This window comes from Sphingobium sp. SA2 (assembly GCF_032227065.1).
GTDB lineage: Bacteria > Pseudomonadota > Alphaproteobacteria > Sphingomonadales > Sphingomonadaceae > Sphingobium.
This window is the reverse complement of record NZ_JAPMXX010000006.1, coordinates 337,083-362,733: the sequence shown is the minus strand read 5'-3', so window position 1 is coordinate 362,733 and position 25,651 is coordinate 337,083. Positions and strand designations below refer to the sequence as shown.

Genomic DNA, 25,651 nt, shown 5'->3' with positions numbered 1-25,651 from the left:
ATTCACTGTCTTAGACATAAGGCAGTTTCACCTGTGAGGCGACTTGTCTTACAAGAGAGACGTTATCGGCGTGTTGGATTCGAGTCAACACGGTTGTTGGAGATTGTATGACCCTTCCAATTGAGGAACTGGGCCGACTGATAGTTCGAAAGCGTGGAAGGCAGGGAATCCGGGCCGCAGCAGCCGAGGCAGAAGTCAGTCCCGCCACATTATCTCGGGTAGAAAATGGTAACCTACCGGACCTAGCAACATTTGCTAAAATCTGCCGATGGTTAGAGGTTGATCCTGCCCGATTTCTCGGGGTGGAGCGGGAAACTTCGACCTCAAGCCCCGCTCGTGCTGTAGCTCATTTCCGCAAGAAGGCGACCGTTTCTAAAGAGACGGCAACATCGCTTGGTGCGCTGATCCTTGCTGCTCAGCGAGCGCGAAGGGCTCGAGCGGAGCTAGAGCGCGGGGAATAAGATGAAACGGGGGTTCAAGGCAGAAGCTGAACGTCGGTCGTTGTCTGCGAGGGCCAGCCTTGGGCTGGATCCAATGGCACCGCTTTGTCCATGGAAATTTGCCGATACGCTCAAAGTAATGGTTTTTGATGCTAGTGAAATAAAGCTTGAACCAGAACATGCTACGCAGTTACTTGAAGTTGATCCAGACAGCTGGTCAGGGATGACACTGTTTGATGAAGGCGTGCACGTTGTGGTTCTAAATTCAACACATCGGCGAACAAGGCAGGCTGCAACGCTTATGCATGAACTTGCTCATATTACACTGGACCACATTCCCGCTGACGTAACCGTTTCTCCAAGTGGGTTGGTCTTATTATCGGATTATTCACCCGAGCAGGAGGATGAAGCCGATTGGCTTGGAGCGGCGCTCCTGCTGCCGGAGCAAGCGTTGCTGCGAGACCGTAGTCGTGGCTTATCGATTTCAGACATTGCGGCTGCGTTCGGCGTGAGTGAGCCTCTATGTCAGTGGCGTTGTCGAATGACTGGAGTAGAAAAACGAATAGCGTTGCGAGCAAGAATGTAAAGCTAGGCACGGCATGAGCCCGCGATGTAAAAGTCTAATATGCTTTTAAAGGATTGTAACCTGACCGTCTAGAATCGGTCGGTCCAATTCTCCTAATTCGAAACCGTAACCCAACAACCACATACCTACCAAAATCCATCCTATTGCTTTGGCTAGCCCAATTGCCGCTGTCCTATTTTCCTTCGATCGGCTTACCCGAACCGATCTTTGAACAAGTAAGTGTAACCCGCCACGCCCGCACGTAGGCGCACGCGCGCCCACACTTCGCAAAAATTCTCCTATTGCGAAATCGACGCCACCCGTCCGTTCGCCCGCAATTGCGTGGCCTGCGATGGTGTGAACTTCACAGATTTGGCAAGGGCGCGTCGGCCGCTTTGCCGGGTCGCGCTTAGCCCTGGTCCTGATAGGCCATTTGCAAAATGCCCCAGTGCCGCCCCTTCACATGGATCGACGCGATCACCTGTTTGAGCAGCAGCACTTCGCCGCTGGCGGTCAGGCGGCGATAGGCCTTGATGCAGAAGGGCTGGGTGGTCCGCGCCTGTTCGCGCGTGTCGGGAAAGTCGAAGATCAGCCCCTGCCGCGCATGTTCCGCGTTCCAGGCGTCGTCGCCCGGCCGCTGCGGCTGCGCCCGTTCGGGCATGGCGACCGCGCCATAGGCGTTGCGGTCAGTGAAGGTCATGCCGAACCGCCCGGTAAAGCCGCGCGCCCGTTCCTGCTGCGCGCGGGCGACGGGCAGGATCACCGCCTGCACCGGATGCACATATTGCGGCGGGTTGGTGCCGGGGATCGGCGCATAATCGTCGCTGAAGATCGCCGCTTCGCTTGCCTCACCGCGCTCGATCGCCCGCTCGATGGCGTCCGCGACCTTTTGCGCCGACTCCAGGCTAAAGCGGATATAAGGCGAGTCGGGAATATCAACCCCGCTTTCGGCCAGATATTGCAGCAGCATATTGGTGTCGCTGCTGGCGGTCGACACGCGGCCCGACAGCCGTTGCAGCCCGTCGGCATTGGCGCTCGACGTGCTGGCCAGTGTCGCGATGCCGGTGCGGATTTCGCCCGCGGACCCGACCATCGACGCGATCCGCCGTGCCACCGTCTCGCTATTGCTCGACAGGTCGAGCATCAGCGCGGCGAGCCGTTCGACCAGCGTTTCGATGTTGCGCGTGTCCGACTGGGCGGTGCGCGCGGTCTGCGCGCCCTGGGTGATGCTGGCGAGCATGCCGCCCGCCTCGCCGGTCAGCGCCGCGATCGACTGTTCGATGGTATGGGTGGCGGCGGCGGTTTCCTGCGCCAGTTTCTTCACCTCGGCCGCGACCACGGCAAAGCCGCGCCCCGCATCGCCGGCCCGCGCCGCCTCGATCGTGGCGTTGAGCGCCAAGAGGTTGGTCTGGCTGGCGATGCCGCTGATCATGCTGGTGACATGGGCGACGGTGCGCAGCGCCTCGCCAAAGCCGTCGAGCCGCGCATGGATATGGCTGACCTGGTCGATCAGATCGACGAAATTGCTGTTGGCGGCGGAGAGCTGGCGGCCCGAATCATCGATGATGGCGCGCGCCGCAATCGCCTGTTCCCGCGCATCCTGCCCGGCCAGCGCCACGCTGTCGCCATCCCGCGACAATTGCCCGGCCGCGCCGCTGATCGCCTCGATCATCTGCGCCTGCTGCGTGACCCGGTCGGCCAGTTCGCTGATGTCGGCCTGCAGGTCGAGCGTGCGGATGCCCAGGTCGCCCGACAATTTGGCGACCTTCATGACCGCTCTGGCGACGGTTCCGATGTCTGCGATATTCCCCATTTCCATGGGGGTATCGCAGCATGGTGAAGGAAGCGTTAGCGCGCGCTTACACGCCTTCCAGCAAGCCTTCGCGCTTGATCTTTTCCTGCCAGACCAGCGGGGCGAGGTGGTGGACATTCTGCCCTTCGCTGTCGACCGCGACGGTCACGGGCATGTCCGCGACGTCAAATTCGTAGATCGCCTCCATGCCCAGATCCTCAAAGCCGACGACCTTGGCCCCCTTGATGGCGCGCGCGACCAGATAGGCCGCGCCGCCGACCGCCATCAGATAGGCGCTCTTATGCTTGGCGATGGCGGCGGTCGCCGCAACGCCGCGCTCCGCCTTGCCGACGCAGCCGAGCAGCCCCTGTTCCAGCATCATGTCCATGAAGCTGTCCATGCGGGTGGCGGTAGTGGGACCGGCCGGGCCGACCACTTCGTCGCCGACCGGATCGACCGGGCCGACATAATAGATGACGCGGCCCTTGAAATCGACCGGCAGTTGTTCGCCCCGGCTCAGCATATCCTTGATCCGCTTGTGCGCGGCGTCACGGCCGGTCAGCATCTTGCCGTTCAAGAGCAGCCGGTCGCCATGCTTCCAGCTTTGCACGACTTCGGGCGTCAAGGTGTTGAGATCGACGCGGATCGCTTCCTTGCTCGGCGTCCAGTTCACGTCGGGCCATTCCGACAGCTTGGGCGCTTCCAGATAGGCGGGGCCGGAGCCGTCGAGCGTGAAATGCGCGTGGCGCGTCGCGGCGCAATTGGGGATCATCGCAACCGGCTTGCCCGCCGCATGGCAGGGATAATCGTAAATCTTGACGTCGAGGATGGTGGACAGGCCACCCAGACCCTGCGCACCGATGCCCAAAGCATTGACCTTGTCGAAAATCTCGACCCGCATCTTCTCGATCTCGGTCTGCGGTCCGCGCGCCTTGAGTTCGCCCATGTCGATGGGCTCCATCAGGCTTTCCTTGGCCAGCGCCACCGCCTTTTCCGCGGTGCCGCCGATGCCGATGCCCAGCATGCCGGGCGGGCACCAGCCAGCGCCCATCTGCGGGATCATGTCCAGCACCCAATCGACGATCGAATCGCTGGGGTTCATCATCTTGAACTTGGTCTTGTTCTCCGACCCGCCGCCCTTGGCCGCGACGTCGATGACGACCTTGTTGCCCGGCACCATCTCCACCGACAGGACACAGGGCGTGTTGTCTTTGGTATTCTGGCGCGAGAAAGCGGGATCGCGCAGGATCGAAGCGCGCAGGCGGTTTTCGGGGTTCAGATAAGCGCGGCGCACGCCTTCATCGATGACATCCTGCATCGACCGGCTATTATCGTCCAACCGGCACTCCATGCCCCATTTGACGAAGACATTGACGATGCCGGTATCCTGGCAGATCGGGCGATGCCCCTCCGCGCACATGCGGCTGTTGGTCAGGATCTGCGCAATGGCATCCTTGGCCGCCGGGCTTTGCTCGGCCTCATAGGCTTTGCCGAGCGCGCGGATATAATCCATCGGGTGATAATAGCTGATGAACTGGAGCGCGTCGGCCACGCTCTCGATCAGATCGGCGGTTTTGATGAGCGTCATCTACCCTAGTCCCCATATCTGCGGCCCGGCCCTGCACGGCGGGTTCCTGCTTGGGCTGGGGCTATACGCATCCTCGCTCCCAAGTCCAGTATGGGTAAGTCCAGGGGGAGGGGGAGGGGCGACTCCGGCTGCGCACGCATTTGCGTGGCAAGCCCCAATATATTTTTTTGAAGCCACGGTCCCCCTTGCCTTTTGCGGGGGGCAGGGAAGTCCATGCGTCGCGGCGTTGCGACAGGCAAAAGCGGCGATGAAATGAATCGGTTCGGCGACGAACGGAGTCTCTAAACGGTCATTTACCCTCTTGCGTCCCAAAGGGGCTATGGCACTATCCCTTGTATCGGGTTAACGGGGGTCACCCAACAGATTGTGATTGCGTCGCGGAACATGGTTTCGCTTGAAGGGCATTTTGTCCGTGCGATCGCGGTCTGGCGGGCCTCGTTCCGGTCCCGGCACGAAACGGTTTGCGGCTGATGCGCGACTGGATGGCGCGGGGCTTGACCGAATCGAACGGAACAGGAACATTCGGGGGCTGAGATGGATTTTCGAGATAGCGGACAAGGTGGTACTGGCGACGTGGCGACTGTGATGGATGAAGTGTTGGACGCGGTAGCGGCAACGAACAAGGCGGCTCCGGCCAAGGCGCAGCCCAAGGAGGCGGCACCCCTGACCTCCTCGACCGTGGTGGAGCGTCGTTTCGACATCGTGACCGATGCGTCGCGCGATGCGTTGCTGACTGAATTCGGCAAGGATACGCTGAACGACCGCTATCTGCTGCCCGGCGAATCCTATCAGGATCTGTTCGCCCGCGTCGCATCGGCCTATTCGGACAATCAGGACCACGCCCAGCGTGTCTATGACTATATCTCCAAACTCTGGTTCATGCCCGCCACCCCGGTCCTGTCCAATGGCGGCACCGGACGCGGCCTGCCGATCAGCTGCTATCTGAACTCGGTGGACGACAGCCTGGAGGGAATCGTCAACACCTGGAACGAGAATGTCTGGCTTGCCTCGCGCGGCGGCGGCATCGGCACCTATTGGGGCAGCGTGCGCGGCATCGGCGAGCCGGTGGGCCTCAACGGCAAGACCAGCGGCATCATTCCTTTCGTCCGCGTGATGGACAGCCTGACGCTGGCGATCAGCCAGGGCAGCCTGCGTCGCGGTTCGGCCGCCTGCTATCTCGACGTGTCGCACCCGGAAATCGAAGAGTTTCTCGAAATCCGCAAGCCCAGCGGCGACTTCAACCGCAAGGCGCTCAACCTGCATCATGGCGTCCTTCTGACCGACGAATTCATGGAAGCCGTGCGCGATGGCCGCGAATTCCATCTGCGCAGCCCCAAGGACCAGTCGATCCGGTCGACCATCGACGCGCGTGCACTGTTCCAGAAGCTGGTCGAAACCCGCCTGGCGACCGGCGAGCCCTATATCGTGTTCAACGACACGGTGAACCGCATGATGCCCAAACATCATCGCGACCTGGGGCTGAAAGTCTCGACGTCCAACCTCTGCTCGGAAATCACCCTGCCGACCGGGCGCGATCACCTGGGCAATGACCGCACGGCGGTTTGCTGCCTGTCGTCCATGAACCTGGAAACCTGGGACGAGTGGAAGGACGAAAAGCTCTTCGCCGAAGACATTATGCGCTTCCTCGACAATGTGCTGCAGGATTATATCGACCGCGCCCCGCCCGAAATGGCGCGCGCCAAATATAGCGCCAGCCGCGAACGCTCGGTCGGGCTGGGCGTCATGGGCTTCCACAGCTTTCTCCAGGCACGCGGCATTCCGTTCGAGGGCGCGATGGCCAAGTCGTGGAACCTGCGCATGTTCAAGCATATCAAGGGCCAGGTCGACGAAGCCTCGATGCAACTCGCCATCGAGCGCGGCCCGTGCCCGGACGCCGCCGACCAGGGCGTGATGGAGCGTTTCAGCTGCAAGATGGCGATCGCGCCGACCGCTTCGATTTCGATCATCTGCGGCGGCACATCCGCGTGCATCGAACCGATCCCGGCCAATATCTATACGCACAAAACGCTGTCGGGCAGCTTCTCGATCAAGAATCCTTACCTCGAAAAGCTGCTGATCGAGAAGGCGAAGGACAGCAACAATGTCTGGAACTCGATCCTCGAACATGGCGGCAGCGTCCAGCATCTCGACTTCCTGACCCAGGAAGAAAAGGACACTTTCAAGACCAGCTTCGAAATCGACCAGCGCTGGCTACTCGAACTCGCGGCCGACCGCACCCCCTATATCGATCAAGCGCAGTCGCTGAACCTGTTCATCCCGGCCGATGTGGAAAAATGGGATCTGCTCATGCTCCACTTCCGCGCCTGGGAACTGGGCATCAAGTCGCTTTATTATCTGCGGTCGAAGAGCGTGCAGCGCGCGGGCTTTGCCGGTGGCGTGGAAGCCGACAACACGATCGACGCGCCTAAGTTCGAGATCGAAAGCACGGACTATGACGAGTGTCTGGCCTGTCAGTGATTTTGTGAGCCTCTCTCCCAAAGAGGAGAGAAAGGCCAATATAGATTTCCCGGAGTTACCCCATGTCTCTTCTTCAAGCCTCCAAGCAATATAAGCCGTTCGAATATCCCTGGGCCTACGACTTCTGGAAGCGCCAGCAACAGCTGCACTGGCTGCCCGAGGAAGTCCCCTTGGGCGAGGATTGCCGCGATTGGGCGCAGAAACTGTCCGATCATGAGCGCAACCTGCTGACGCAGATCTTCCGCTTCTTCACCCAGGCCGACGTGGAAGTGCAGGATTGCTACCACGAAAAATATGGCCGCGTGTTCAAGCCCACGGAAGTCAAGATGATGCTGACCGCGTTCAGCAACATGGAAACCGTGCATATCGCGGCTTATTCGCATCTGCTCGACACGATCGGCATGCCCGAAAGCGAATATAGCGCCTTCCTCCAATATAAGGAGATGAAGGACAAGCATGACTATCTGCAGCAGTTCGGCGTCGATACCGACGAGGATATTGCCCGCACCCTGGCGATGTTCGGCGGCTTTACCGAAGGCCTTCAGCTCTTTGCGTCCTTCGCGATGCTGATGAACTTCCCGCGCTTCAACAAGATGAAGGGCATGGGCCAGATCGTCACCTGGTCGATCCGTGACGAGACGCTGCATTGCGAGGGCATCATCAAGCTGTTCCACGCCTTCTGCGCCGAACGCGGCTGCCTGACCCCGGCGGTCCGGGAAGACATCATGGACATGTGCCAGAAGACGGTGCGCATCGAGGATGCGTTCATCGATCTGGTCTTCGAAATGGGGCCGGTCCCCGGCATGACGGCGAAGGACATCAAGAAATATGTCCGCTACATCGCCGACTGGCGGCTGGGCCAGCTTGGCTTCAAGCCCATCTACATGATCGAAGAGCATCCGCTCCCTTGGCTGAGCCCGCTGCTCAACGGCGTGGAACATGCCAATTTCTTCGAAACCCGCGCCACCGAATATTCAAAGGGCGCGACACGCGGCCAGTGGAACGACGTATGGGACGCCTTCGACCGCCGCAAGACCCGCGCCGTACCAGCCAATGCGGACGAGGTGGACCCGGACATGTTCAAGGCTGCGGGGATCGCGGCGGAGTAAAAGGCTGCGTCATCAGACGATCTAAAATCTCAGGATTAGGTAGGGCAGGGCGCTGGTAAGCGCCCTGCCTTTTCATTAGCAGCGCGGTTATCCGATCGAACCAGGGATGAACGGCGTGTTTTGTTCCGTTCATGCAACATCCTGTATCCACTGGGGTTCTGACAGCAGAGACACGACCCCAGGGAAGGACCCGCCCATGACATTCACCTTCAAACAGGCCATTGCCGCCTTGTCGCTCGGCGCGATGACGCTGATGGGCCTGGCTGCGACGCCAGCCTTTGCGCAGCCGGGCCGCGACAATCGCGAGCGGCGCGAAGATCGCCGCGATGACCGGCAGGAGCGTCGTGCCGATCGCAAGGATGACCGTCGCGACAATCGTCAGGATCGCCGTGCCGACCGCCGCGATGATCGCCAGGACCGCCGCGTGGATCGTCGGGATGATCGCCGCGACTGGCGTCAGGTCCGTCGGAACGACCAGCGCGTGACCTATCGCCGCCCTGGCCGTCCGGTCTACAGCTATGACTGGAACCGCCCCGACCCGCGCTATGGCCGCAGCTATCGGCCCGATCGCTATTATCGCGGCGGCTACCAGCCGATCCGCGTCGATCGCCGCACCCGCATCTATCGCGGCTATGACGACCGCTATTATTGCCGCCGCTCGGACGGCACCACGGGCCTGATCGTCGGCGCGGCGCTGGGCGGATTGCTCGGCGGCCAGATCGACCGGGGCCAGTCCAACATCGCCGGTATCCTGATCGGGGGCGGCGCGGGCGCGCTGCTGGGCCGCGAAATCGACCGTGGCGGCGTGAACTGCCGCTAACAGGAGAATAGGGGCGCTGCGTTCAACACCAGGGACGCCGCGCCCCGTCCCATTCCCGCGCCAGCCCTTCGGCCACCAGCATCCCGCCGATCGAGCTACCGCCGCGCGTCACGACCCGCAACGACCGGCCATAGCGGTCCACATCGCGATCCACGCTTTCCAGCGTGAAGGGACCGGCATTGAGCAAGACTTGCAGCCGCTGCGTGGCCTGCGCGCCCAATGCGCCCTCGGCGGCGCAGCGCGGCCCATGGGTTTCGGGCGTGTCGATGTCGGCGATCCGATATTTCGCGCCCTTGAACCAGAATGTGTCGCCATCCACGACGCAATCGACCCCGCCGCCGCTGTGGCAAAAGCCGAACTGCGCCGATAGCGTATCGCTGCTCTGGCGTTGCCCGGTTACCGGGATCGTCGGCAGCGTTCCCCGCTCGATCCACTCCGGTCCATACCAGCCCAGCAGCAGCCCCAGACATAGGATATAGATGAAAGATGGGCCGCTAATGGCCCCGCTGCGCCGGTTGTTGCGCCCATATGCCTGTCTTGCCATCGGGCGAGCCTAGGTGGCCAACAGCAAATGACAGGTTAAAGCGCGACCATCTTCGCTCCGATCCGGCGCGTTTTGACCGGGATCAAAGACAGGGCGCGCACCAACGTCATGCTGAAAGGGTTATCCGAAACGGAGCCATCTCCCATGAACGCAGCCGCGCCGCCCAGCCCCTATGCCCGTATCGGCGGCGAACCCGCCGTTCGCGCCATCGTCGCCCGCTTTTACGATCTGCTGGAAGAGGACAAAGCCTATGCGGACCTGCGCAACGTTCACGCAGCGGACCTCGGTCCGGTACGGCACGGCCTGACCCGCTTCCTGACCGGCTGGCTGGGCGGCCCGCGCGACTGGTTTGAGCGCGGGCCGTGCATCATGTCGCTGCATCGCGCCTTTCCGATCACCCCGGCGTTGGCGGATCAATGGGCGATGGCGATGACCTGCGCCATTGCAGCGCGGGACGATATCGATCCCGCCATTGCCGATTCGATGACCCAGGCGCTTGGCCATATGGCGCGGGGCATGATCAATTTCGGGCTGGATGACAGCGCCGCCGCCTGACGACTTACTCGTCGTCTTCGGTCGTTCCGAAGGCGTCATCCTCATCGTCCATCTGCGGCTCGCCCGCATAGGCATCCATGTCGATCCGGCCCGACCGGTTCATGTCGTTCATCCGCTCGACCAGGTCGGGCACATCGTCGGGAATGATCTGCGCCGGATTGGCGTGGCCGCCCCGCTCGCTATCTTCCGACGGATCGGTCGCGCGCGCTTGCGCGTCGGCGGCGACGTCCTGCGCCTGCGTGCCCGCATCGGCCTGTTCGCTATTGTCTTCCGTGTCGGGGGTAGGGCGGTCCATGGCCGGTCTCCTTATAGGGATTGATCGCCCTTCAACGGTCGGCATCGCGGCGCGTTCCCCGGAAACCACTGGCCCCGGAAACCACTGGACAGCGCCGGGCCGAAAGGCCAAAGGCCCAAGCGATCCTTTTCGCACTGCAACAGGAATCCTCATGCCTCGCCAGCTCATTTCGTCCGGCTCGCCCTTCGAGGCGCAGGTCGGCTATTCGCGCGCCGTCGTCCAGGGCGACTGGTGCTTCGTCGCCGGAACCACCGGGTCGGACCCCGAAACCAAGACGATGCCCGACAGCGTGGTCGATCAGGCCGCCAATGCGCTCAAGGTCATCGGCAAGGCGCTGGACGATGCAGGCTTTTCGTTCGCCGACGTCGTGCGCGTCACTTATTATATCACTGACCCGGCCTATTGGGACGATCTGGGCCAGGCGACCGCGCCGGTGTTCGGCACGATCCGTCCCGCCGCCAGTTGCGTCGTCACCGGCCTCATCAAGCCGGAGATGAAGATCGAAATCGAAGTCACCGCCTTCAAAGGATAAGTCGCCATGATCACCATGTACGGCATCAAAAATTGCGACACGATCAAGAAGGCCCGTAACTGGCTGGACAATGAGCGCGTCCCCTACAGCTTCCACGACTATAAGGTTTCGGGCGTGGATAAAACCAAGCTGGAGGAATGGGTCATGGAACATGGCTGGGAAACCATCTTCAATCGTTCCGGCACCAGCTTTCGTGCGCTCGACGCAGGGGACAAGGCGCATATCGATGCGGACAAGGCGATCCTGCTGATGATCACCAATCCCTCGCTGATCAAGCGGCCGATCCTCGACACCGGCAAGGGCACGATCATCGGGTTCAAGGCCACGACATACGAAAACGCGCTGCAAGGCGTTTCGGCTTGAGGGGCGGGGATGTGCTGCGGATCGGCTTGTTGCTGCTGATGAGCCTCATCCCCCTTTCTGCCGCGCGGGCCGATCCGCTGATCATCGCCCATCGCGGTGCCAGCGGGGAGCGGCCCGAACATACGCTCGCCAGCTATGAGCGCGCCATCGACCAGGGCGCGGACTATATCGAGCCGGACCTGGTCCTGACCAAGGATGGCGTCCTCGTCGGTCGGCATGAAAATGAGATTGGCGGCACCACCGATGTCGCCGACCATCCCGAATTTGCCGATCGCAAGACGAGCAAGACGATCGACGGCATCGAAATGTCGGGCTGGTTCACCGAAGATTTCACCCTTGCCGAACTGCGCACCCTGCGCGCCCGTGAGCGGTTGCCGGACCTGCGCACTGCCAACAAGCGGTTCGACGGCCTCTATCCGATCCCGACCTTCGAAGAGATCCTGCAACTTGTGCGCGCGAAGGAGGCCGAGAGCAGCCGCCGCATCGGCCTCTATCCCGAAACCAAGCATCCAAGCTATTTCGCCGGGCTGGGCCTGCCGCATCAAGGGCCGTTGCTCGATCTGCTGAGCCGCTATGGCTATCAGACCGAGGTCGATCCGGTCTTCATCCAGTCGTTCGAGGTCGGTAATCTGAAAGCAATCCGCGCGACCTCGCGGCTGCGCATCATCCAGTTGGTCGATGCGGAGGGTGGCCCGGCCGACCTGCCTGGCACCAGCTATGCCGATATGCTCACAGTCCAGGGGCTGACCGATGTCGCGGCCTATGCCGATGGGATCGGGCCGTCGGCAGCGCTCGTCATCGCGCCCGAAGGGGCGACGGCGCTCGTCGGTCGCGCGCATGATGCAGGCTTGCAGGTCCATGTCTGGACGATGCGGATGGAAAACAGCTTCCTGCCGCCGCAATATCAGCGGCACGACGATCCGCAGGGGCTGGGTGATTTTACGGGCTATGTCCGCGCCATCGCCGCCACCGGGGTAGACGGCCTGTTCAGCGACTTTCCGGGCCAGGCGCGGGCGGCGCTGACGCCCGCGCGTTGAGCGGGTTGTAAAATCGGCTGAGGGGGCGAATAACGACGCTATGTTGTCCCAGAAGACCCGTTACGCCATCCGCGCGCTGCAACATCTTGCCGATCGCTACCGCCAGGGTCCGGTGCCGCTCGGCGAGATTTCCACGCGCCAGAACATCCCCGCGAAATTCCTGACCGTCATCCTCTCCGAATTGTCGCGCGAAGGGCTGGTCGCGACCCAGCGCGGGCGGGACGGCGGTTATTGGCTGGCATTGGCGCCGGTCGATATCAGCTATGGCGACATCGTGCGGATGACGCGTGGGTCGCTGGCGTTGACCCCCTGCGCCAGTCGTTTCGCGCATGAAAGCTGCACTAACTGCCTGCCCGAATCGGAATGTCGTCTGCACCGCGTAATGCTGCGCGTTCGCGATGAAACAGCCAAGGTGCTCGACAGCATCAGTCTGGCGGAGCCCTTTGCCGCGCTGGACGAAGCGGTCTAGCCTTGCGTCCGCCGCGTCGCTTCGCCACATCGGGGGCATGACGACACCTCCGCTCAAAGCCATGCTGATCCCGGTCACCCCGCTTCAGCAGAATTGCACCCTCTTTTGGTGTACCCAGACCATGCGCGGCGCCTTCGTCGATCCGGGCGGCGACCTGCCCGTCCTGAAACGCGCGGCGGAGGAGCAGGGGGTCACGATCGAAAAATTGCTCGTCACCCATGGCCATATCGACCATTGCGGGCAGGCGGGGGTTCTGGCCCGCGACCTTGGCGTGCCGATCGAAGGGCCGCATGAGGAAGACCGCTTCTGGATCGAGCGCTTGGCCGAAGACGGCAAACGCTGGGGCGTGCCGGGCGAGAGTTTCGAGCCTGACCGCTGGCTGCAGGATGGGGACCAGGTAACGGTCGGCAACCTGACCTTCGACGTGATCCATTGCCCCGGCCATACGCCGGGCCATGTCGTGTTCCATCATGCGCCGAGCAAGCTCGCGATCGTCGGTGACGTGCTGTTCCAGGGTTCGATCGGCCGCACCGATTTCCCGCGTGGCAATCATCAGGATCTCATCGACGCGATTACCGGCAAGCTGTGGCCATTGGGGGGCGATACGGCCTTCGTCCCCGGCCACGGTGCGATGAGCAATTTCGCCCATGAGCGCCGCACCAACCCCTTTGTCGCCGATTCGGTGCTGGCGGGCTAATCCTCCCCGGAACGGGGAGGTGGCTGGCCGTAGGCCAGGCGGAGGAGGCAGGCGTCCTTGCGCTACACCTGTGCCGCCAGTGCGGGCGGCACAGGCATTTCGCGCGTGGCGGTGTAGGCGATCGTCAGCGCCGTGATCGCGAGACCCACCATCACCAGCCAGGTGACCAATGCGCCAACGGCCCGCCAGACGGTGGGCTTGTCCGCATCCATGCCAAAGCCATGCGACACGCGCGCCAACACATAGACCAATGCCGCGATGGACAGCCATAAGGAGCCGCCCACCGCCAGTTCGACGAGTGCGAACAGGATCAGCACGATCGGCGTATATTCGATGAAGTTGGCCTGGGCGCGCATCCGCCGCGCCAGTAGCCCGCTGCCGCCGTCGCCATGCAGCACCTTGTCCTTGGCGCGCAGCCGGACGCAGCGAATCGCCAGCCACAAGTTGAGCAGCGCGCAGGCTGCGGCAAAGGTCAGCGTGATCGGCAAAGCCATGAAAATTCCCCCGTTGCGGTAGGGCTTCAGTCTAGGGCGCGGGGCGCGATCGGCAAGGAAGGACTTGCACCCCGAACAAAAACCGCTATAGGCGCAGGGCTTCGCGATCACCCGGGCCGCATGGGTCTGCGGCGCCTTGTGGCGTCTTCGTCTCCATCGGAAACCGGCCAGTCGCACAACCAGATAATTTACGGAACAAGGTGCCGACATGGCTGTCCCCAAAAGGAAAACGTCCCCCTCCAAGCGCGGTATGCGCCGTAGCCACGATTCGCTGCGCGTCGAAGCATTCCAGGAATGCTCCAACTGTGGCGAACTCAAGCGTCCGCACAATCTTTGCGGTGCCTGTGGCCACTATAACGGTCGCGAAATCGTCGCCGTCGGGGCGTAAGCCAGTCTCGATCTCCGCAAAGGGGTGATCAGCGTGTCCAGGCAACCGCGAATCGCAATTGACGCGATGGGCGGGGATGAAGGCGTGCGTGTGATGATCGCGGGTGTTGCACTCGCGCGTCACCGGCACGAGGGACTCCTTTTCACCCTGTTCGGTGACGAAGCGCGGATCAAGGCCGCGCTCGACAGCCACCCCAATTTGCGGGCCGCATCGGACGTCGTTCATGCCGCTTCGGTGGTCGATGGCGCGGACAAGCCCGGCGTCGCCATCCGCAAGAAGGACAGCTCGATGAGCATGGCCATTGCGGCCGTGAAATCGGGTCAGGCCGGGGCGGCGGTATCGGCGGGCAATACCGGCGCGCTGATGGCGATGGCGAAAGTGGCGCTGCGGACCATGCCGGGCGTCGATCGCCCTGCGCTGGCCGCGATGCTGCCGACGCTGGGCGACAATGACGTCATCATGCTCGACCTGGGCGCCAATACCGAATGCGACGCGCGCAACCTCGTCCAGTTCGCGGTGATGGGCGCGGCCTATTCGCGTATCGCCTTCGACCTTGAACGGCCGCGCGTGCGCTTGCTCAACATCGGCACCGAGGATCTCAAGGGCACGGACGAGATTCGCGACGCCGCCGCCATATTGCGCGCCGCCGACACCCTGCCGCTTCAGTTCGATGGTTTTACCGAGGGCGACAAGATCAGCCGCGGTGATACCGACGTGATCGTGTGCGACGGTTTTTCGGGCAATGTCGCGCTCAAGACGGCGGAGGGCACCGCCCGCTTCGTTACCGACGTGCTGCGCAAGGCGTTCACCAGCTCGATCCGCTCGAAGATCGGCTTCCTGATCTCCAAGCCTGCCATGCACCTGCTCAAACATCATCTCGACCCCAACAACCATAATGGCGCGGTTTTCCTGGGCCTCAACGGCGTCGTCGTGAAAAGCCATGGCAGCGCCGATGCCAAGGGTGTGGCCAATGCGGTCCATGTCGCTGCGCGCCTGCTGGAAGAGGATATCACCCGCCGCATCGCCGCCGATATGGCGGGCATTGCGGACCTGTCGGCTACTAAAGCCGCCAAGCTGGAGCTGCCCGTCAAGTGATCCGTCGATCGATATTGCTGGGCACGGGCTCGGCCCTGCCCGTTCGCGCGGTCAGCAATGCCGAACTGGCGGAAACCGTCGATACCAGCGACGAATGGATCGTCGAGCGCACCGGCATCCGTAACCGCCATATCGCGGGAGAGGGTGAAACGACCTCTACGCTGGCGACCGATGCCGCCCGCGCGGCGCTCGACGCGGCGGGTGTCGCGCCGCAGGATGTCGACCTTATCATCCTGGCGACGGCAACGCCGGACCAGACTTTTCCTGCCACCGCGACCACCGTCCAGGCCGCGCTTGGCATCGACGATTGCGTTGCGTTCGACGTTGCCGCCGTCTGTTCAGGCTTTCTCTACGCCATGACCGTGGCCGACAGCATGATCCGGTCGGGCGCCGCGAACCGCGCGCTGGTGATCGGCGCGGAAACCTTCAGCCGCATCCTCGACTGGGAGGATCGCGCCACCTGCGTTCTCTTTGGCGATGGTGCGGGTGCGGTGGTGCTGGGGGCGGAGGAAAGCGCGGATGGCGCGCGCGGCATACTGGCGTCGAAACTGCACGCCGATGGTCGCCACAACCAGCTTCTCTATGTTGATGGCGGTCCGTCGACGACGCAGACCGTGGGCAAGCTGCGGATGCGTGGACAGGAGGTGTTCCGCCATGCTGTCGTCAACCTCGCCTCGGTCCTCAACGAAGTCATGGCGATGGCGGGCCTGACCAATGCCGACATCGACTGGCTGGTCCCGCACCAGGCCAATGCCCGTATCCTCGACGCGACGGCGCGCAAATTGAAGCTGTCGCCCGACCGGGTGGTGGTGACTGTCGATCGTCACGCCAATACCTCCGCCGCATCGGTTCCGTTGGCGCTCGACCTCGCGGTGCGCGACGGGCGGATCAAGCCGGGCGAACTTATCGTCCTGGAAGCGATGGGCGGCGGCTTTACCTGGGGCGCCTGCGTCATTCGCCTGTGACGTAACGGCAGGCAATGCTTGCACATTTGGTATAAATCGGTCAATTTGACGCTCTGTCATCGGGGAGCGACGGGTTATGAGCGGCACGGGTACATTGACGCGCGCGGATCTGGCGGAAAGCCTCAACCGCCATGTCGGCTTGTCGCGGGCGGAAGCCGCTGCGCTGGTCGAATCGATCCTCGATCATATGTCGGTCGCGCTGGAGCGCGGCGAGAATGTGAAGATCTCCAGTTTCGGTACTTTCGTCCTGCGCGACAAGACGCAGCGCATGGGCCGCAACCCCAAGACCGGGGTGGAGGTGCCGATCCAGCCGCGCCGGGTGCTGACGTTCCGCGCCAGCCAGACGATGCGCGACCGGGTCGCCTGATCCCCATCTCAGCCCACTGGCTTTTTCTTCTTTCTCCGACATTTACCATGGTTGACGCGCGCCCGGCTGTGGGTGCAACATCGCTGTCATGAAAAAGACGGAGGGGGCATTTCTGACCATCGGCGAATTGGCCGGTGAACTGGGCCTGGCCCAGCATATCTTGCGCTATTGGGAAACGCGGTTTCCGCAGTTGCGACCGCTGCAACGCTCCGGCAATCGGCGCTATTACCGCCCCACCGACGTCGATCTCGCCCGCCGCATCCACCATCTGCTCAACGTGGAGGGCTTCACCGTCAAGGGTGCGCAAAAGGCGCTGGAGGATGGCAATGGCGCTGCTCCTCCGGTTTCGCCGCCGCAGGCCGAAGATGATCTGCTGACGCGCCTCGAAACCATCCGTGCCACGTTGGCGCGCGCGATCGCTCTATAGCGTCCGCACATAGATGAGGTCGCGGAACGGCACGTCCCCGACCATGAAGGTCAATTCGCCGATCTCGCCAAAGCCATGCCGCGCATAAAAGCGCCGCGCGCGGTCATTTTGCGGATAGACGGCGAGCAGCAATCGGCGCGCCCCGCGCCGCTGCGCTTCTTCGACCACCAGCGCCATGATCCTATCCCCATGCCCACCACCCTGCCAGCCATGCAGCAGGTAGACGCGCTTCAATTCCACGTCACGCGCCGGGTCGGTGGCGATCGGCAGGTCGGGCGGGGTGATCATCGCATAGCCCACCGCCGCGCCCAGCGGGGTTTCGCCGATCAGCACCGTTTGCGCCGGATCGGCGAGCGCCGCGGCATAATAGGCCTCGCTATGGGCGGTGCGGATATGGGCGGTCAGCGCCGCGCCCGGATGATCATGGGCAAAGCTTGTGAGGAAAGTCGCGCCGCCCAAGATGGAGAGGGCAGGGGCATCGTCCGCCGCCGCCCTGCGCCACGTGATCGGCGTCACCGCGAACTTGGCCCCAATGCGGGGTCGAGGTCGCGCGGTCGGGTGAAGCTGGCTAGTGTTGCGACACCCTCTTTTGCCTGCGACCAGCGGTCGATGGCGAGGTCAAGCACTGCTATGCTGGCGGTTGGGAACTTCGCCTCCACATTCTCGCGCAAGTCATTGTTGCCATCATCAGGAACCAGATCGAGGATCAACTCCTCCAGCCCCGGATTATGCCCGGCCATCAAAACGCTGTCGGCCTTGTCGGGCAGGTCGCGGACGACATCGAACAGGATGGGGGAGGAGGCGAGGTAGATGCGCCGGTCCCAATGCGCGTCGAGTATCTGGCCATAGCCCGTGAAGAAGACGTCCAGCGTTTCCACGACCCGCACAGCAGGCGAGGCGACCAGCATGTCGAACTGCATGGCGCGGCGCGCGGCGAACTGGCCCATCAATATGGCAGCCTTCTCGCCCCGGCGGTTCAACGGCCGGTCGAAATCGCGAGCCACCGGATCGTCCCAGTCCGACTTGGCGTGGCGCAACAGGGTCAGCCGTTTCATTCTGTCTCCTGGGGGGGCATGCCGGATTCGGCCCCCTGATGCCCCAAAGCGGCGGCTTCGCCAAGCGTTTGCGCGCGCGCACTGGCGTTCACCGCCAGGATCGCTTCGTCCAGCGTCAGGCGACGGATCGGCGTTCCCGGCGGGAAGGCGCTCAATAGTCGGCTGGGCATGGCGGCCGACAGGATCACGAAACTGCCCCTGTCCTCGGCCCGGCGGATCAGTCGCCCGAACGCCTGCGCCAGCCGCGCGCGGATCAGCCGGTCGTCATAGGCATTGCCGCCGCCAGCCAGTCGCCGCGCCGCGTGCAGCACTGTAGGCTTGGACCAGGGTACCCCCTCCATCACCACCAGCCGCAGCGAATGGCCCGGTACGTCCACACCATCGCGCAAGGCATCGGTGCCGAGCAGCGAGGCGCGCGGATCGTCGCGGAAGATATCGACCAGCGTGCCGGTGTCGATCGGGTCGACATGCTGCGCGTAAAGCGGCAGGCCTGCCCGCGCCAGCCGGTCGGCAATGCGCGCATGGACGCCGCGCAGCCGCCGGATCGCGGTGAACAGCCCCAGCGTGCCGCCGCCCGCCGCCTCGATCAAGCGGCCATAGGCACCCGACAAGGCGGCGATGTCGCCTCGCTTGATGTCGGTGACGATCAAGACTTCGGCGCGCCCCGGATAGTCGAAGGGGCTGGCCGCCTCGAACCGTTCGGCGCCATGGGGCAGGTGGACTGCGCCGCTGCGCCCCTCCGCATTGCTCCATTCGCCGCCGCCTTTGAGAGTCGCGCTGGTGACGATCACGCCCTGCGCTGGTTTCAACACGGCTTCGGCGAGCGGGCGGCTGGGGTCGAGCCAGTGGCGGTGGATGCCGATGTCGAACTCGCGCCCCTCGATCCGGTCGACCGCCAGCCAGTCGACATAGTCAGGGTCAGCCGGGCCACCGATCCGCGTCAGCAGCGCCAGCCAGGCAGCGATTAGGTCGCGCCGCCAGCCAAGCGATGCCACCGCGCCTTCGATGCGTGCGCGTGCCGCGCTGTCCAGCCAGTCGGGCGCATCCTCGATCACCGCTTCCAACCGTCGCCCCAGCCTCACCAGAGGCTTGATCAAGGCATCAAGCGCGAGCGCTGCCTCCTGTGCTGCCTCGACCAGCGCGCCGTCCGGTTCGGCTAGTTCGGTCTCCATGCCATAGCCCGCATCAGCCTCGCCCGCATCCGCAGCGCGGGCGTAGACGGTGGCGCGCACGGCGGTCAGCAAGGCTTCCAGCGCTCCAAACGGCTCACCCGCGACGACACGTTTCAGCCATTCGTCGGCGGGCAGCGCCTGCGCCGCGTCGATCGCGGCGCGGATCGCCTGCCCGCCTTCCTCGTCATAGCTGGCAAGATCGGACAGGCGCGCCGCCAGCCCGCGCCGCCGCCCGCGTGATCCGCCCTCCGGCCCCATGATCCAGCGGCGCAGCTCAATCGCTTCCTGCCCCGACAGCGCGACCGAAAAGGTCGAATCGGCGGCATCGAACAGATGATGGCCCTCGTCGAAGATGATCCGCTGTGGCCGCTGGCCGGTTTCCCGTCCGCGCGCGGCGTTGATCATGACCAGCGCGTGGTTGGCGATGACGATGTCGGCGTCCGCGCTAGCCCGCGAAGACCGCTCGATGAAGCATTTGCGATAATGGGGGCAGCCGGCATAGATGCACTCGCCCCGCCGGTCGGTCAGCGCGGTGGATCCATTGCGCCGGAACAGGGTCGGCAACCAGCCGGGCAGGTCGCCGCCGACCATGTCGCCATCCTTGCTGAACGCCGCCCAGCGCGCGACCAGTTGCGCCAATATCGCGGCACGGCCGGTAAATCCGCCCTGCAACGCATCTTCCAGATTGAGCAGGCAGAGATAATTTTCCCGCCCCTTGCGCACCACCACGCGCTTGGCGGCGACGGCTGGGTCGGGAAAGAGGCGCAGCGATTCGCGATCGAGTTGACGCTGCAGCGCCTTGGTATAGGTCGACACCCACACCGTCCCCTGCGCCTGTCCCGCCCAGAGCGAGGCGGGGGCGAGATAGCCCAGCGTCTTGCCGATGCCGGTGCCTGCCTCTGCGAGCAGCATATTGGGCTGGTCGCGATGGCGACGCGGCAGGAAGGCGGCGCTGGCGGCGGCAGCATAGGCGCGCTGGCCAGGACGCGGCTCGGCTCCCGCACCGGTCAGTGCGTCAAGCCGGGCCAGCACTTGTCCTTCATCCAGCGCGATCGTGCGCGGGGCGGGGCGGGGCTGCGCCTCCTCCCATTCGGGCAATTTGGAAAAGAGCCAGCGTTCGGCTTCCTTGGGCTTGGCGATGCGCGGCGCGACCAGTAGTGCCCAGGTCCAGCGCAACCGGTGCAGCGATTGCGCCGCGGTCCAGCCGCCTTCGCGCTCGGTCCAGTCGGTCGATCCCAGCCGATCGAGCATCACTTGTGCCGCTTGTTGCAGCAGGCCGGGAATGTCGCCTTCGCTGGCCGGAACCGCCAAATTGAGCGCCGCCGCCAGCCCCTTGGGTGTGGGCACCAGAAAGCGGGCAGGGTGGAGAAAAGCCCATAATTCCAGCAGGTCGAGGCCGTTCAATTCGGGATAGCCGAGCCGCTGGCCGGTCAAAGGTGCATTGAGCAGCAGCACGGGGGTTTCGGCCGCGCGGGCGATCGCTCGTCCCTTGGCGAGCCCCTGCGTGCGGCCGCCATCGCGCAACCAGATGCCACCATGGCTGGCGTGAAGGGCGGGAAGGTCGGCGGGGTCGATCACCTGCCCGGCTTAGGCGAACAGGAACAAAAGGAAAACCTGTTTTGGTTGGCTTTCAGCCTGTACGGCGGCCAAATCCGCCACCCCCCATGCCCATGGATTGCGGGCGTGGTTGAAAGGGGAGTGGCGCACGGCGGGCTGCCTTTACCGCTTCGAGCTTTTCGAACAGCGGCCCCTCGGTCAATTCGTAGGGAAAGCGAATGCCCATCCGATCCTCTTCGGACCAGCGAACGGTGCCGAACACGCTATAGCCATCCAAGTCGAGCTGGCACTGGGATTTCGGGGGGAGCGTGCAGCCAACGACCTGGGCACCGCCTTCGCTCAAGTCGACGATCACGCCGCGCAAGCTGTCGAGCACCGTCGTGACGACGATGGGGATCTCGACGGAGATGCGCTCACGGCTGCGCTTGATCTGCATATCGCCTCCAATCACCGCAGCCATTATCAACATTCAAGGTTAATGAAAGGCAAAGACGGCCAATTCCTAACGGGGATTGTCAGCAAAAGCCGTTCCCTTTCGCGGGGCGGGGCGGTAGAGGCCGGGCATGACCGTATCCGACACGCTCCGTACCGCCGCGCAGGCGGCCAAGGCCTGGCCCTATGAAGAAGCGCGCAAGCTGCTCAAACGCTATCCGCCCCATGGGCCGGACGGCGGCGTTCCGGCCAAGGGACATATCCTGTTCGAAACCGGCTATGGTCCATCGGGCCTGCCGCATATCGGTACGTTCAACGAAGTGCTGCGCACCACCATGGTCCGCAATGCTTGGCATGCGCTGTCGGATGTGCCGACCCGGCTGATCGCGTTCAGCGACGATATGGACGGGCTGCGCAAGGTGCCCGACAATGTGCCCAACCAGGCGATGTTGACGCAGCATCTGGGCAAGCCGCTGACACAGGTGCCCGATCCGTTCGAAAAGTTCGAAAGTTTCGCGCATCACAACAATGCGATGCTGCGCGAATTTCTGGACCGTTTCGGATTCGATTACGAGTTCGTCTCGGCCACCGACCGGTATCAGGCCGGGGCGTTCGACGATGCGCTCAAAAATGTCCTGCGCCATTATCAGGCCATCATGGACATCATGCTGCCGACCCTGCGCAAGGAACGGCAGGCGACCTATTCGCCGGTACTGCCGATCAGCCCCAAGAGCGGCATCGTCCTGCAGGTGCCGGTCGAGGTGATCGACGCCGACGCTGGCCTCATCCGTTTCGAGGATGAGGGCGAGATGATCGAACAGTCGATCCTGTCGGGTGCGGCCAAGCTGCAATGGAAGGTCGACTGGGCGATGCGCTGGGTCGCGCTGGGCGTCGATTATGAGATGGCGGGCAAGGATCTGATCGATTCGGTGACCCAATCGTCCAAAATCTGTCGCGCGCTGGGCGCACGGCCGCCCGAAGGCTTCAATTACGAGATGTTCCTCGACGAAAAGGGCGAGAAAATCTCCAAGTCGAAGGGCAATGGCCTCAGCCTCGAACAATGGCTGACCTATGGTCCGCAGGAAAGCCTGGCTTTCTACGCCTATCGCGAGCCCAAGAAGGCGAAGCAGCTGCACATGGGCGTCATCCCGCGCGCGGTCGATGAATATTGGCAGTTTCGCGGCAATTATGCCAACCAGGCGATCGAGCAGCAGCTCGGCAACCCGGTCCATCATGTGCATGATGGCAAGCTGCCGGACGGCACGCTGCCGGTGACTTTCGGCCTGTTGCTGAACCTTGTCGGCGTGATGGGGGATGCCAGCCGCGATCAGGTCTGGGCCTATCTCAAAAATTACGTCGCTGATGCCAATGCGGAAACCTACCCGGAATTGGACGCGCTGATCGGCCATGCTCTGGCCTATCATCGCGATTTCGTGGCCCCCACGCTGCAACGTCGCGCGCCCGACGCGCAGGAAGCGGCGGCTCTGCGCAGGCTGGATGCGGAACTTGCCGCGCTGCCGGAAGGCGCATCGGCCGAGGATATCCAGAATATCGTCTATGCCATCGGCAAGGACGAGGCGTTCGGTTTCGCTGAACTACGCGACTGGTTCAAAGCGCTCTACCAGACGCTGCTCGGCGCGGATCAGGGGCCGCGCATGGGCAGCTTTATCGCGCTCTATGGCATCGCCAACAGCCGCGCTCTGATTGCGGAAGCGCTGGCGGCTTAAAGGCAGCGCTTCGCGCTGGAACATTTGCCCGGACGGGCCGTTTGCGGGTCAGTCCACCCCCCTTTCGGACTGATGGCGCGCCCCGCGTGCCATCGGCCGCGCCTGCCCGGCAACGGGCAGCGCGGCCAAGGGATGAGACCAGAGAAACGGCCCCAACGCTCGTGCGTTGGGGCCGTTCTCCTGTCGGCGGACTCTTACCAGAAGAAGCCGCGATGCACTTGGATCACGCGACCATTGCGCACATTCACCAGCATCACGTCGTTATAATGCCGGACCCAGCGCTGGTTCATGCCCGGACGGGGCAGGCGATAGCGATAGGGGTCGCTGATATAATAGCGCGAGTTGTAATAGGCCGGGCGAAGCTGCGCGCCTGCATTCCACTGATTGTAGCGGAAGGGGGCGCGCCAGTTGCCGGCGCGATAGACGCTGCGATGGCTGCGGCGATAGTCGCGCCAGTCTTCGCGTACTTCGCGGCGCGCCTCGCGCACGTCGCGTCGTTCATCGCGCACGTCGCGGCGGTCGCCATAGCGCTGCGCCTGGCGCAGGTCGCGCTGCTCTTCGCGCAGTTCGCGCTGGCTTTGGCGGACTTCGCGGGCGGACTGCGCCGATGCAACGCTCGGCGCAACCGTTGCGGCCAATAGGCCCAGGATGATCAGTTTACGCATATCTCGTCTCCATATTGTCTGGCGGCTCAACCGAAAGGAAAAGGTCCGGCTCCGCTGCCAACACACAGAGATATGCCGCTCCGCGGCTGAACGATGCGCGAATGCGTCTGTCAGTTTTCAGTCATTTATGTCGCAAATTGTATCGGGCTTCAGTGGCCCCAGCGATGCTCACGAAACCATTTGGTCACGACATATTTGGTGCCAGCTTCCACGGGACGCGCGGCGTGCAGGCTCATGGCGTTGGGCGCGCCCGTGCGGTCCATATTGTCCCACGCCAGCAACATGCCCTCAACCGGCGGCACCATGAATTCGCAATGCGGGAAATGCGTCTCGCCGCCTGCTTCCACCGCCGACAGATAGATCATCGCGGTCCAGCTACGCTGTCCACCGCTCTTGCGCATCCGCTGCCAATAATCGGCGGTGACCGGAAAATAGTCGCAATGAACCTTATATTCCTGCCCTGCCGCATAACGCTGGCCTTGCAAGGTTTCACCATGGTCGGCGGGCAGGCCGGTCAAGGCGCAAATCCGATCGCTGACCGTTCGGACCAACTCGTCGAAAGGGTCGAGATTGCAGCTATGGCTGGTGCGATAGTCCGCATTCGCGCTGCCCGAAAACAAAGTCGATGGCTGCGCACCTGCGTCGATGATCGCGCGGAGGCCCGCACATTCCGCGCTGCTCAGAAAACCGTGGCGTCCGAAGATGTCGATCCTGTCGCTGTCGATGCGGCTGACCATCGGGTTTCGTTCCAGCCGAGCGCGCACGCCCGCGCCGATCTGCGCGCGCGCTGGGGAGGCAATGCCGCCATCGTCCATTATGTCCGTCATTGGCGCTTCCTGCCACAGACCGCAGGCGCATGAAAAGACCCCGAAGCGTTGCCGCTCCGGGGTCAGGGGTTCCTGAAGGCCAGTTCAGGAAGTTTCGTCACGTCACCAGAAGAACCCGTGGATCACATCAACGACATAGCCGTCGCGCACATCCACCAGCATGGCGTCGTCATAATAGCGCACCCAGCGCAGCGTGCCGTAGGCAGGCGGCAGGCGATAGGCATAGGGATCGTTCAGCCAATAATTATTGGCATAGAGCAGACTGGACAGGGTGATCCCGACCGAAAAGCGGCGATAGCCATAGTCCCATCCGCGCGGGGCATAATAGCGGCCCATGCGGAACTGGTTGCCATTGCGGCTGCGATAGCTGTTCCAGTCATAGCGCCGATCCTGCCGCCAGCCATTGTCCCAGCGCCGCTGGTTGCTCCAGCGCGCGCGATCGTCATAGCGGCGGCCATTGTTCCAATTATTGTTGCCGACGCCCGCTACCCAGCCACGGTTATTGTTCCACCGCTGGTCGTCGCGCCGATCGTCCCTGCGGTCGTCGCGCCGATCCTGTCGATCATCACGACGATCGTCGCGTCGATCATTGCGCCAGTCCTGCCGTCCATCCCGGCGATCTGCGCGGACATCCCGGCGATCGTCCCGCCGCTCTTCGCGCCGGTCCTGCCATCCGTCGCGTTGGCCAGGCGTGGTCACGACCTGGCTTGGCAGGTTGCGATCAGGCGTGGCGCGCACGCGCGGGTCGGCACGGCGCTGATCCCGCATGTCGGGGCGATAGGGTGCCATCCCGGCGGCGGGCCTTGGTGCCTGGGCCGGACGCTGTATCTGTGGCTGTCCTTGCGCGCTTACATTCCCGCGCTGCTGCCAGCGGTAGGACTGGTCTCCTTGCGGTCGAACCATGCGATTGCCCCGCTGTTCGCCCGCACCACGATCAGGCCGTTGCATCCGCTCGCTGCGATTGCCACGGTCGCGCGGCTCACTTTGGGCATAGGCAGGCGCGATGCCGCTCAGCAATGTCGCGCTCATCAACCCCGCCAGCATCATCTTCCTGAACATGGTTCGGACTTTCTTCATGCGGGCACACAATGCGCCCTGATGGTGTACGACTATGCCATTCGGCGTGTCGCAAGTCTGAACCCGTTCGTCAGCCATTTGAAAGCATTGGACGATGGTGAACATGGACTATGGTTCAT

The 25,651-nt window shown here is 63.2% G+C and carries 29 protein-coding genes; 17 read left to right on the top strand and 12 right to left on the bottom strand.

The window, feature by feature from the left end:
- Positions 1-107: 107 nt before the first annotated feature.
- Together OVY48_RS09235 and OVY48_RS09230 are read left to right on the top strand one after the other, a co-directional pair.
- Complete coding sequence (locus OVY48_RS09235) at positions 108-461, top strand: helix-turn-helix transcriptional regulator (protein ID WP_313922618.1); 354 nt, start codon at positions 108-110, stop codon at positions 459-461.
- A gap of 73 nt (positions 462-534) precedes the next feature.
- Complete coding sequence (locus OVY48_RS09230) at positions 535-1,026, top strand: ImmA/IrrE family metallo-endopeptidase (RefSeq protein ID WP_313922617.1); 492 nt, start codon at positions 535-537, stop codon at positions 1,024-1,026.
- A 388-nt stretch (positions 1,027-1,414) separates the two neighbouring features.
- Here OVY48_RS09230 and OVY48_RS09225 read toward each other — a convergent pair whose 3' ends face one another.
- Positions 1,415-2,776, bottom strand: coding sequence for a methyl-accepting chemotaxis protein (locus OVY48_RS09225; protein ID WP_313922616.1), 1,362 nt, complete (start codon positions 2,774-2,776; stop codon positions 1,415-1,417).
- An 88-nt stretch (positions 2,777-2,864) separates the two neighbouring features.
- On the bottom strand, positions 2,865-4,385 hold the full coding sequence (locus OVY48_RS09220; RefSeq protein WP_313922615.1) for a fumarate hydratase: 1,521 nt from the start codon (positions 4,383-4,385) through the stop codon (positions 2,865-2,867).
- A 534-nt stretch (positions 4,386-4,919) separates the two neighbouring features.
- Between OVY48_RS09220 and OVY48_RS09215 the strand changes: the two genes are divergently transcribed.
- From OVY48_RS09215 to OVY48_RS09205, 3 genes are all read left to right on the top strand, one after another.
- Positions 4,920-6,863 (top strand): ribonucleoside-diphosphate reductase subunit alpha, encoded by a 1,944-nt coding sequence (locus OVY48_RS09215; protein ID WP_237236317.1) that lies wholly within the window; start codon positions 4,920-4,922, stop codon positions 6,861-6,863.
- Between the two features lie 62 nt (positions 6,864-6,925).
- Positions 6,926-7,972 carry a ribonucleotide-diphosphate reductase subunit beta gene (locus OVY48_RS09210; protein ID WP_037473212.1) on the top strand — a complete coding sequence of 349 codons (1,047 nt, stop codon included), beginning with the start codon at positions 6,926-6,928 and terminating at the stop codon, positions 7,970-7,972.
- Positions 7,973-8,168: 196 nt separating this feature from the next.
- Positions 8,169-8,792, top strand: coding sequence for a glycine zipper 2TM domain-containing protein (locus OVY48_RS09205; RefSeq protein WP_313922614.1), 624 nt, complete (start codon positions 8,169-8,171; stop codon positions 8,790-8,792).
- A 22-nt stretch (positions 8,793-8,814) separates the two neighbouring features.
- Here OVY48_RS09205 and OVY48_RS09200 read toward each other — a convergent pair whose 3' ends face one another.
- Positions 8,815-9,336: a thermonuclease family protein gene (locus OVY48_RS09200; protein WP_313922613.1), complete on the bottom strand. Its 522-nt coding sequence runs from the start codon at positions 9,334-9,336 to the stop codon at positions 8,815-8,817.
- A 144-nt stretch (positions 9,337-9,480) separates the two neighbouring features.
- Here OVY48_RS09200 and OVY48_RS09195 point away from each other — a divergent pair, with 144 nt between their 5' ends.
- A complete protein-coding gene (locus OVY48_RS09195) occupies positions 9,481-9,891 on the top strand; it encodes a group II truncated hemoglobin (protein WP_313922612.1) in 411 nt (136 codons plus the stop codon).
- A 4-nt stretch (positions 9,892-9,895) separates the two neighbouring features.
- On the opposite strand, the gene OVY48_RS09190 is transcribed toward OVY48_RS09195, so the two are convergent.
- Positions 9,896-10,186, bottom strand: a complete 291-nt coding sequence (locus tag OVY48_RS09190; RefSeq protein WP_037473218.1) for a hypothetical protein — start codon at positions 10,184-10,186, stop codon at positions 9,896-9,898.
- Positions 10,187-10,337: 151 nt separating this feature from the next.
- On the opposite strand from OVY48_RS09190, the gene OVY48_RS09185 reads away from it, so the two are divergent.
- Genes OVY48_RS09185 through OVY48_RS09165 form a run of 5 tightly spaced genes read left to right on the top strand, consistent with a single transcriptional unit; the run spans position 10,338 to position 13,284 of the window.
- Positions 10,338-10,718 carry a RidA family protein gene (locus OVY48_RS09185; RefSeq protein WP_313922611.1) on the top strand — a complete coding sequence of 127 codons (381 nt, stop codon included), beginning with the start codon at positions 10,338-10,340 and terminating at the stop codon, positions 10,716-10,718.
- 6 nt (positions 10,719-10,724) lie between these two features.
- Positions 10,725-11,081, top strand: coding sequence for an ArsC family reductase (locus tag OVY48_RS09180; RefSeq protein ID WP_313922610.1), 357 nt, complete (start codon positions 10,725-10,727; stop codon positions 11,079-11,081).
- A 38-nt stretch (positions 11,082-11,119) separates the two neighbouring features.
- Positions 11,120-12,118, top strand: coding sequence for a glycerophosphodiester phosphodiesterase (locus OVY48_RS09175; protein ID WP_409593660.1), 999 nt, complete (start codon positions 11,120-11,122; stop codon positions 12,116-12,118).
- Between the two features lie 40 nt (positions 12,119-12,158).
- Positions 12,159-12,587, top strand: a complete 429-nt coding sequence (locus OVY48_RS09170) for an RrF2 family transcriptional regulator (protein WP_037473224.1) — start codon at positions 12,159-12,161, stop codon at positions 12,585-12,587.
- Positions 12,588-12,624: 37 nt separating this feature from the next.
- Complete coding sequence (locus tag OVY48_RS09165; protein ID WP_313922608.1) at positions 12,625-13,284, top strand: MBL fold metallo-hydrolase; 660 nt, start codon at positions 12,625-12,627, stop codon at positions 13,282-13,284.
- Between the two features lie 62 nt (positions 13,285-13,346).
- Here OVY48_RS09165 and OVY48_RS09160 read toward each other — a convergent pair whose 3' ends face one another.
- Positions 13,347-13,778, bottom strand: a complete 432-nt coding sequence (locus tag OVY48_RS09160; RefSeq protein WP_313922607.1) for an MAPEG family protein — start codon at positions 13,776-13,778, stop codon at positions 13,347-13,349.
- A 208-nt stretch (positions 13,779-13,986) separates the two neighbouring features.
- Here OVY48_RS09160 and rpmF point away from each other — a divergent pair, with 208 nt between their 5' ends.
- The 5 genes from rpmF (at position 13,987) to OVY48_RS09135 (ending at position 17,020) form a co-directional block, all read left to right on the top strand.
- Positions 13,987-14,166 (top strand): 50S ribosomal protein L32, encoded by a 180-nt coding sequence (rpmF, locus tag OVY48_RS09155; RefSeq protein ID WP_006957677.1) that lies wholly within the window; start codon positions 13,987-13,989, stop codon positions 14,164-14,166.
- 66 nt (positions 14,167-14,232) lie between these two features.
- Positions 14,233-15,261 (top strand): phosphate acyltransferase PlsX, encoded by a 1,029-nt coding sequence (plsX, locus tag OVY48_RS09150; RefSeq protein ID WP_313924735.1) that lies wholly within the window; start codon positions 14,233-14,235, stop codon positions 15,259-15,261.
- A complete protein-coding gene (locus OVY48_RS09145; protein WP_313922605.1) occupies positions 15,258-16,226 on the top strand; it encodes a beta-ketoacyl-ACP synthase III in 969 nt (322 codons plus the stop codon). The genes plsX and OVY48_RS09145 overlap by 4 nt, the downstream gene beginning before the upstream one ends.
- 76 nt (positions 16,227-16,302) lie before the next feature.
- Positions 16,303-16,593 carry an integration host factor subunit alpha gene (gene ihfA, locus OVY48_RS09140; protein WP_037472241.1) on the top strand — a complete coding sequence of 97 codons (291 nt, stop codon included), beginning with the start codon at positions 16,303-16,305 and terminating at the stop codon, positions 16,591-16,593.
- Positions 16,594-16,681: 88 nt separating this feature from the next.
- Entirely contained in the window at positions 16,682-17,020 is a 339-nt protein-coding gene (locus OVY48_RS09135; RefSeq protein ID WP_313922604.1) for a MerR family transcriptional regulator, read from the top strand.
- On the opposite strand, the gene OVY48_RS09130 is transcribed toward OVY48_RS09135, so the two are convergent.
- From OVY48_RS09130 to OVY48_RS09115, 4 genes are read right to left on the bottom strand one after another with little or no spacing between them, the layout of a single operon-like run.
- Complete coding sequence (locus OVY48_RS09130) at positions 17,015-17,536, bottom strand: GNAT family N-acetyltransferase (protein ID WP_313922603.1); 522 nt, start codon at positions 17,534-17,536, stop codon at positions 17,015-17,017. The genes OVY48_RS09135 and OVY48_RS09130 overlap by 6 nt on opposite strands.
- Positions 17,533-18,075 (bottom strand): SixA phosphatase family protein, encoded by a 543-nt coding sequence (locus OVY48_RS09125; RefSeq protein ID WP_037472246.1) that lies wholly within the window; start codon positions 18,073-18,075, stop codon positions 17,533-17,535. Before OVY48_RS09125 ends, OVY48_RS09130 begins: the two co-directional genes overlap by 4 nt.
- Positions 18,072-20,825 carry an ATP-dependent DNA helicase gene (locus OVY48_RS09120; protein ID WP_313922600.1) on the bottom strand — a complete coding sequence of 918 codons (2,754 nt, stop codon included), beginning with the start codon at positions 20,823-20,825 and terminating at the stop codon, positions 18,072-18,074. The genes OVY48_RS09125 and OVY48_RS09120 overlap by 4 nt, the downstream gene beginning before the upstream one ends.
- 52 nt (positions 20,826-20,877) lie before the next feature.
- Positions 20,878-21,240: a PilZ domain-containing protein gene (locus OVY48_RS09115; RefSeq protein WP_037472688.1), complete on the bottom strand. Its 363-nt coding sequence runs from the start codon at positions 21,238-21,240 to the stop codon at positions 20,878-20,880.
- A gap of 127 nt (positions 21,241-21,367) precedes the next feature.
- On the opposite strand from OVY48_RS09115, the gene OVY48_RS09110 reads away from it, so the two are divergent.
- On the top strand, positions 21,368-22,963 hold the full coding sequence (locus OVY48_RS09110) for a lysine--tRNA ligase (protein ID WP_313922597.1): 1,596 nt from the start codon (positions 21,368-21,370) through the stop codon (positions 22,961-22,963).
- A gap of 194 nt (positions 22,964-23,157) precedes the next feature.
- On the opposite strand, the gene OVY48_RS09105 is transcribed toward OVY48_RS09110, so the two are convergent.
- The 3 genes from OVY48_RS09105 to OVY48_RS09095 form a co-directional block, all read right to left on the bottom strand.
- Positions 23,158-23,628 (bottom strand): RcnB family protein, encoded by a 471-nt coding sequence (locus OVY48_RS09105; RefSeq protein ID WP_037474758.1) that lies wholly within the window; start codon positions 23,626-23,628, stop codon positions 23,158-23,160.
- Positions 23,629-23,777: 149 nt separating this feature from the next.
- Entirely contained in the window at positions 23,778-24,455 is a 678-nt protein-coding gene (locus tag OVY48_RS09100) for a 2OG-Fe(II) oxygenase (protein ID WP_313922595.1), read from the bottom strand.
- 102 nt (positions 24,456-24,557) lie between these two features.
- Positions 24,558-25,532 carry an RcnB family protein gene (locus OVY48_RS09095; RefSeq protein ID WP_313922594.1) on the bottom strand — a complete coding sequence of 325 codons (975 nt, stop codon included), beginning with the start codon at positions 25,530-25,532 and terminating at the stop codon, positions 24,558-24,560.
- Between the last annotated feature and the right edge of the window lie 119 nt (positions 25,533-25,651).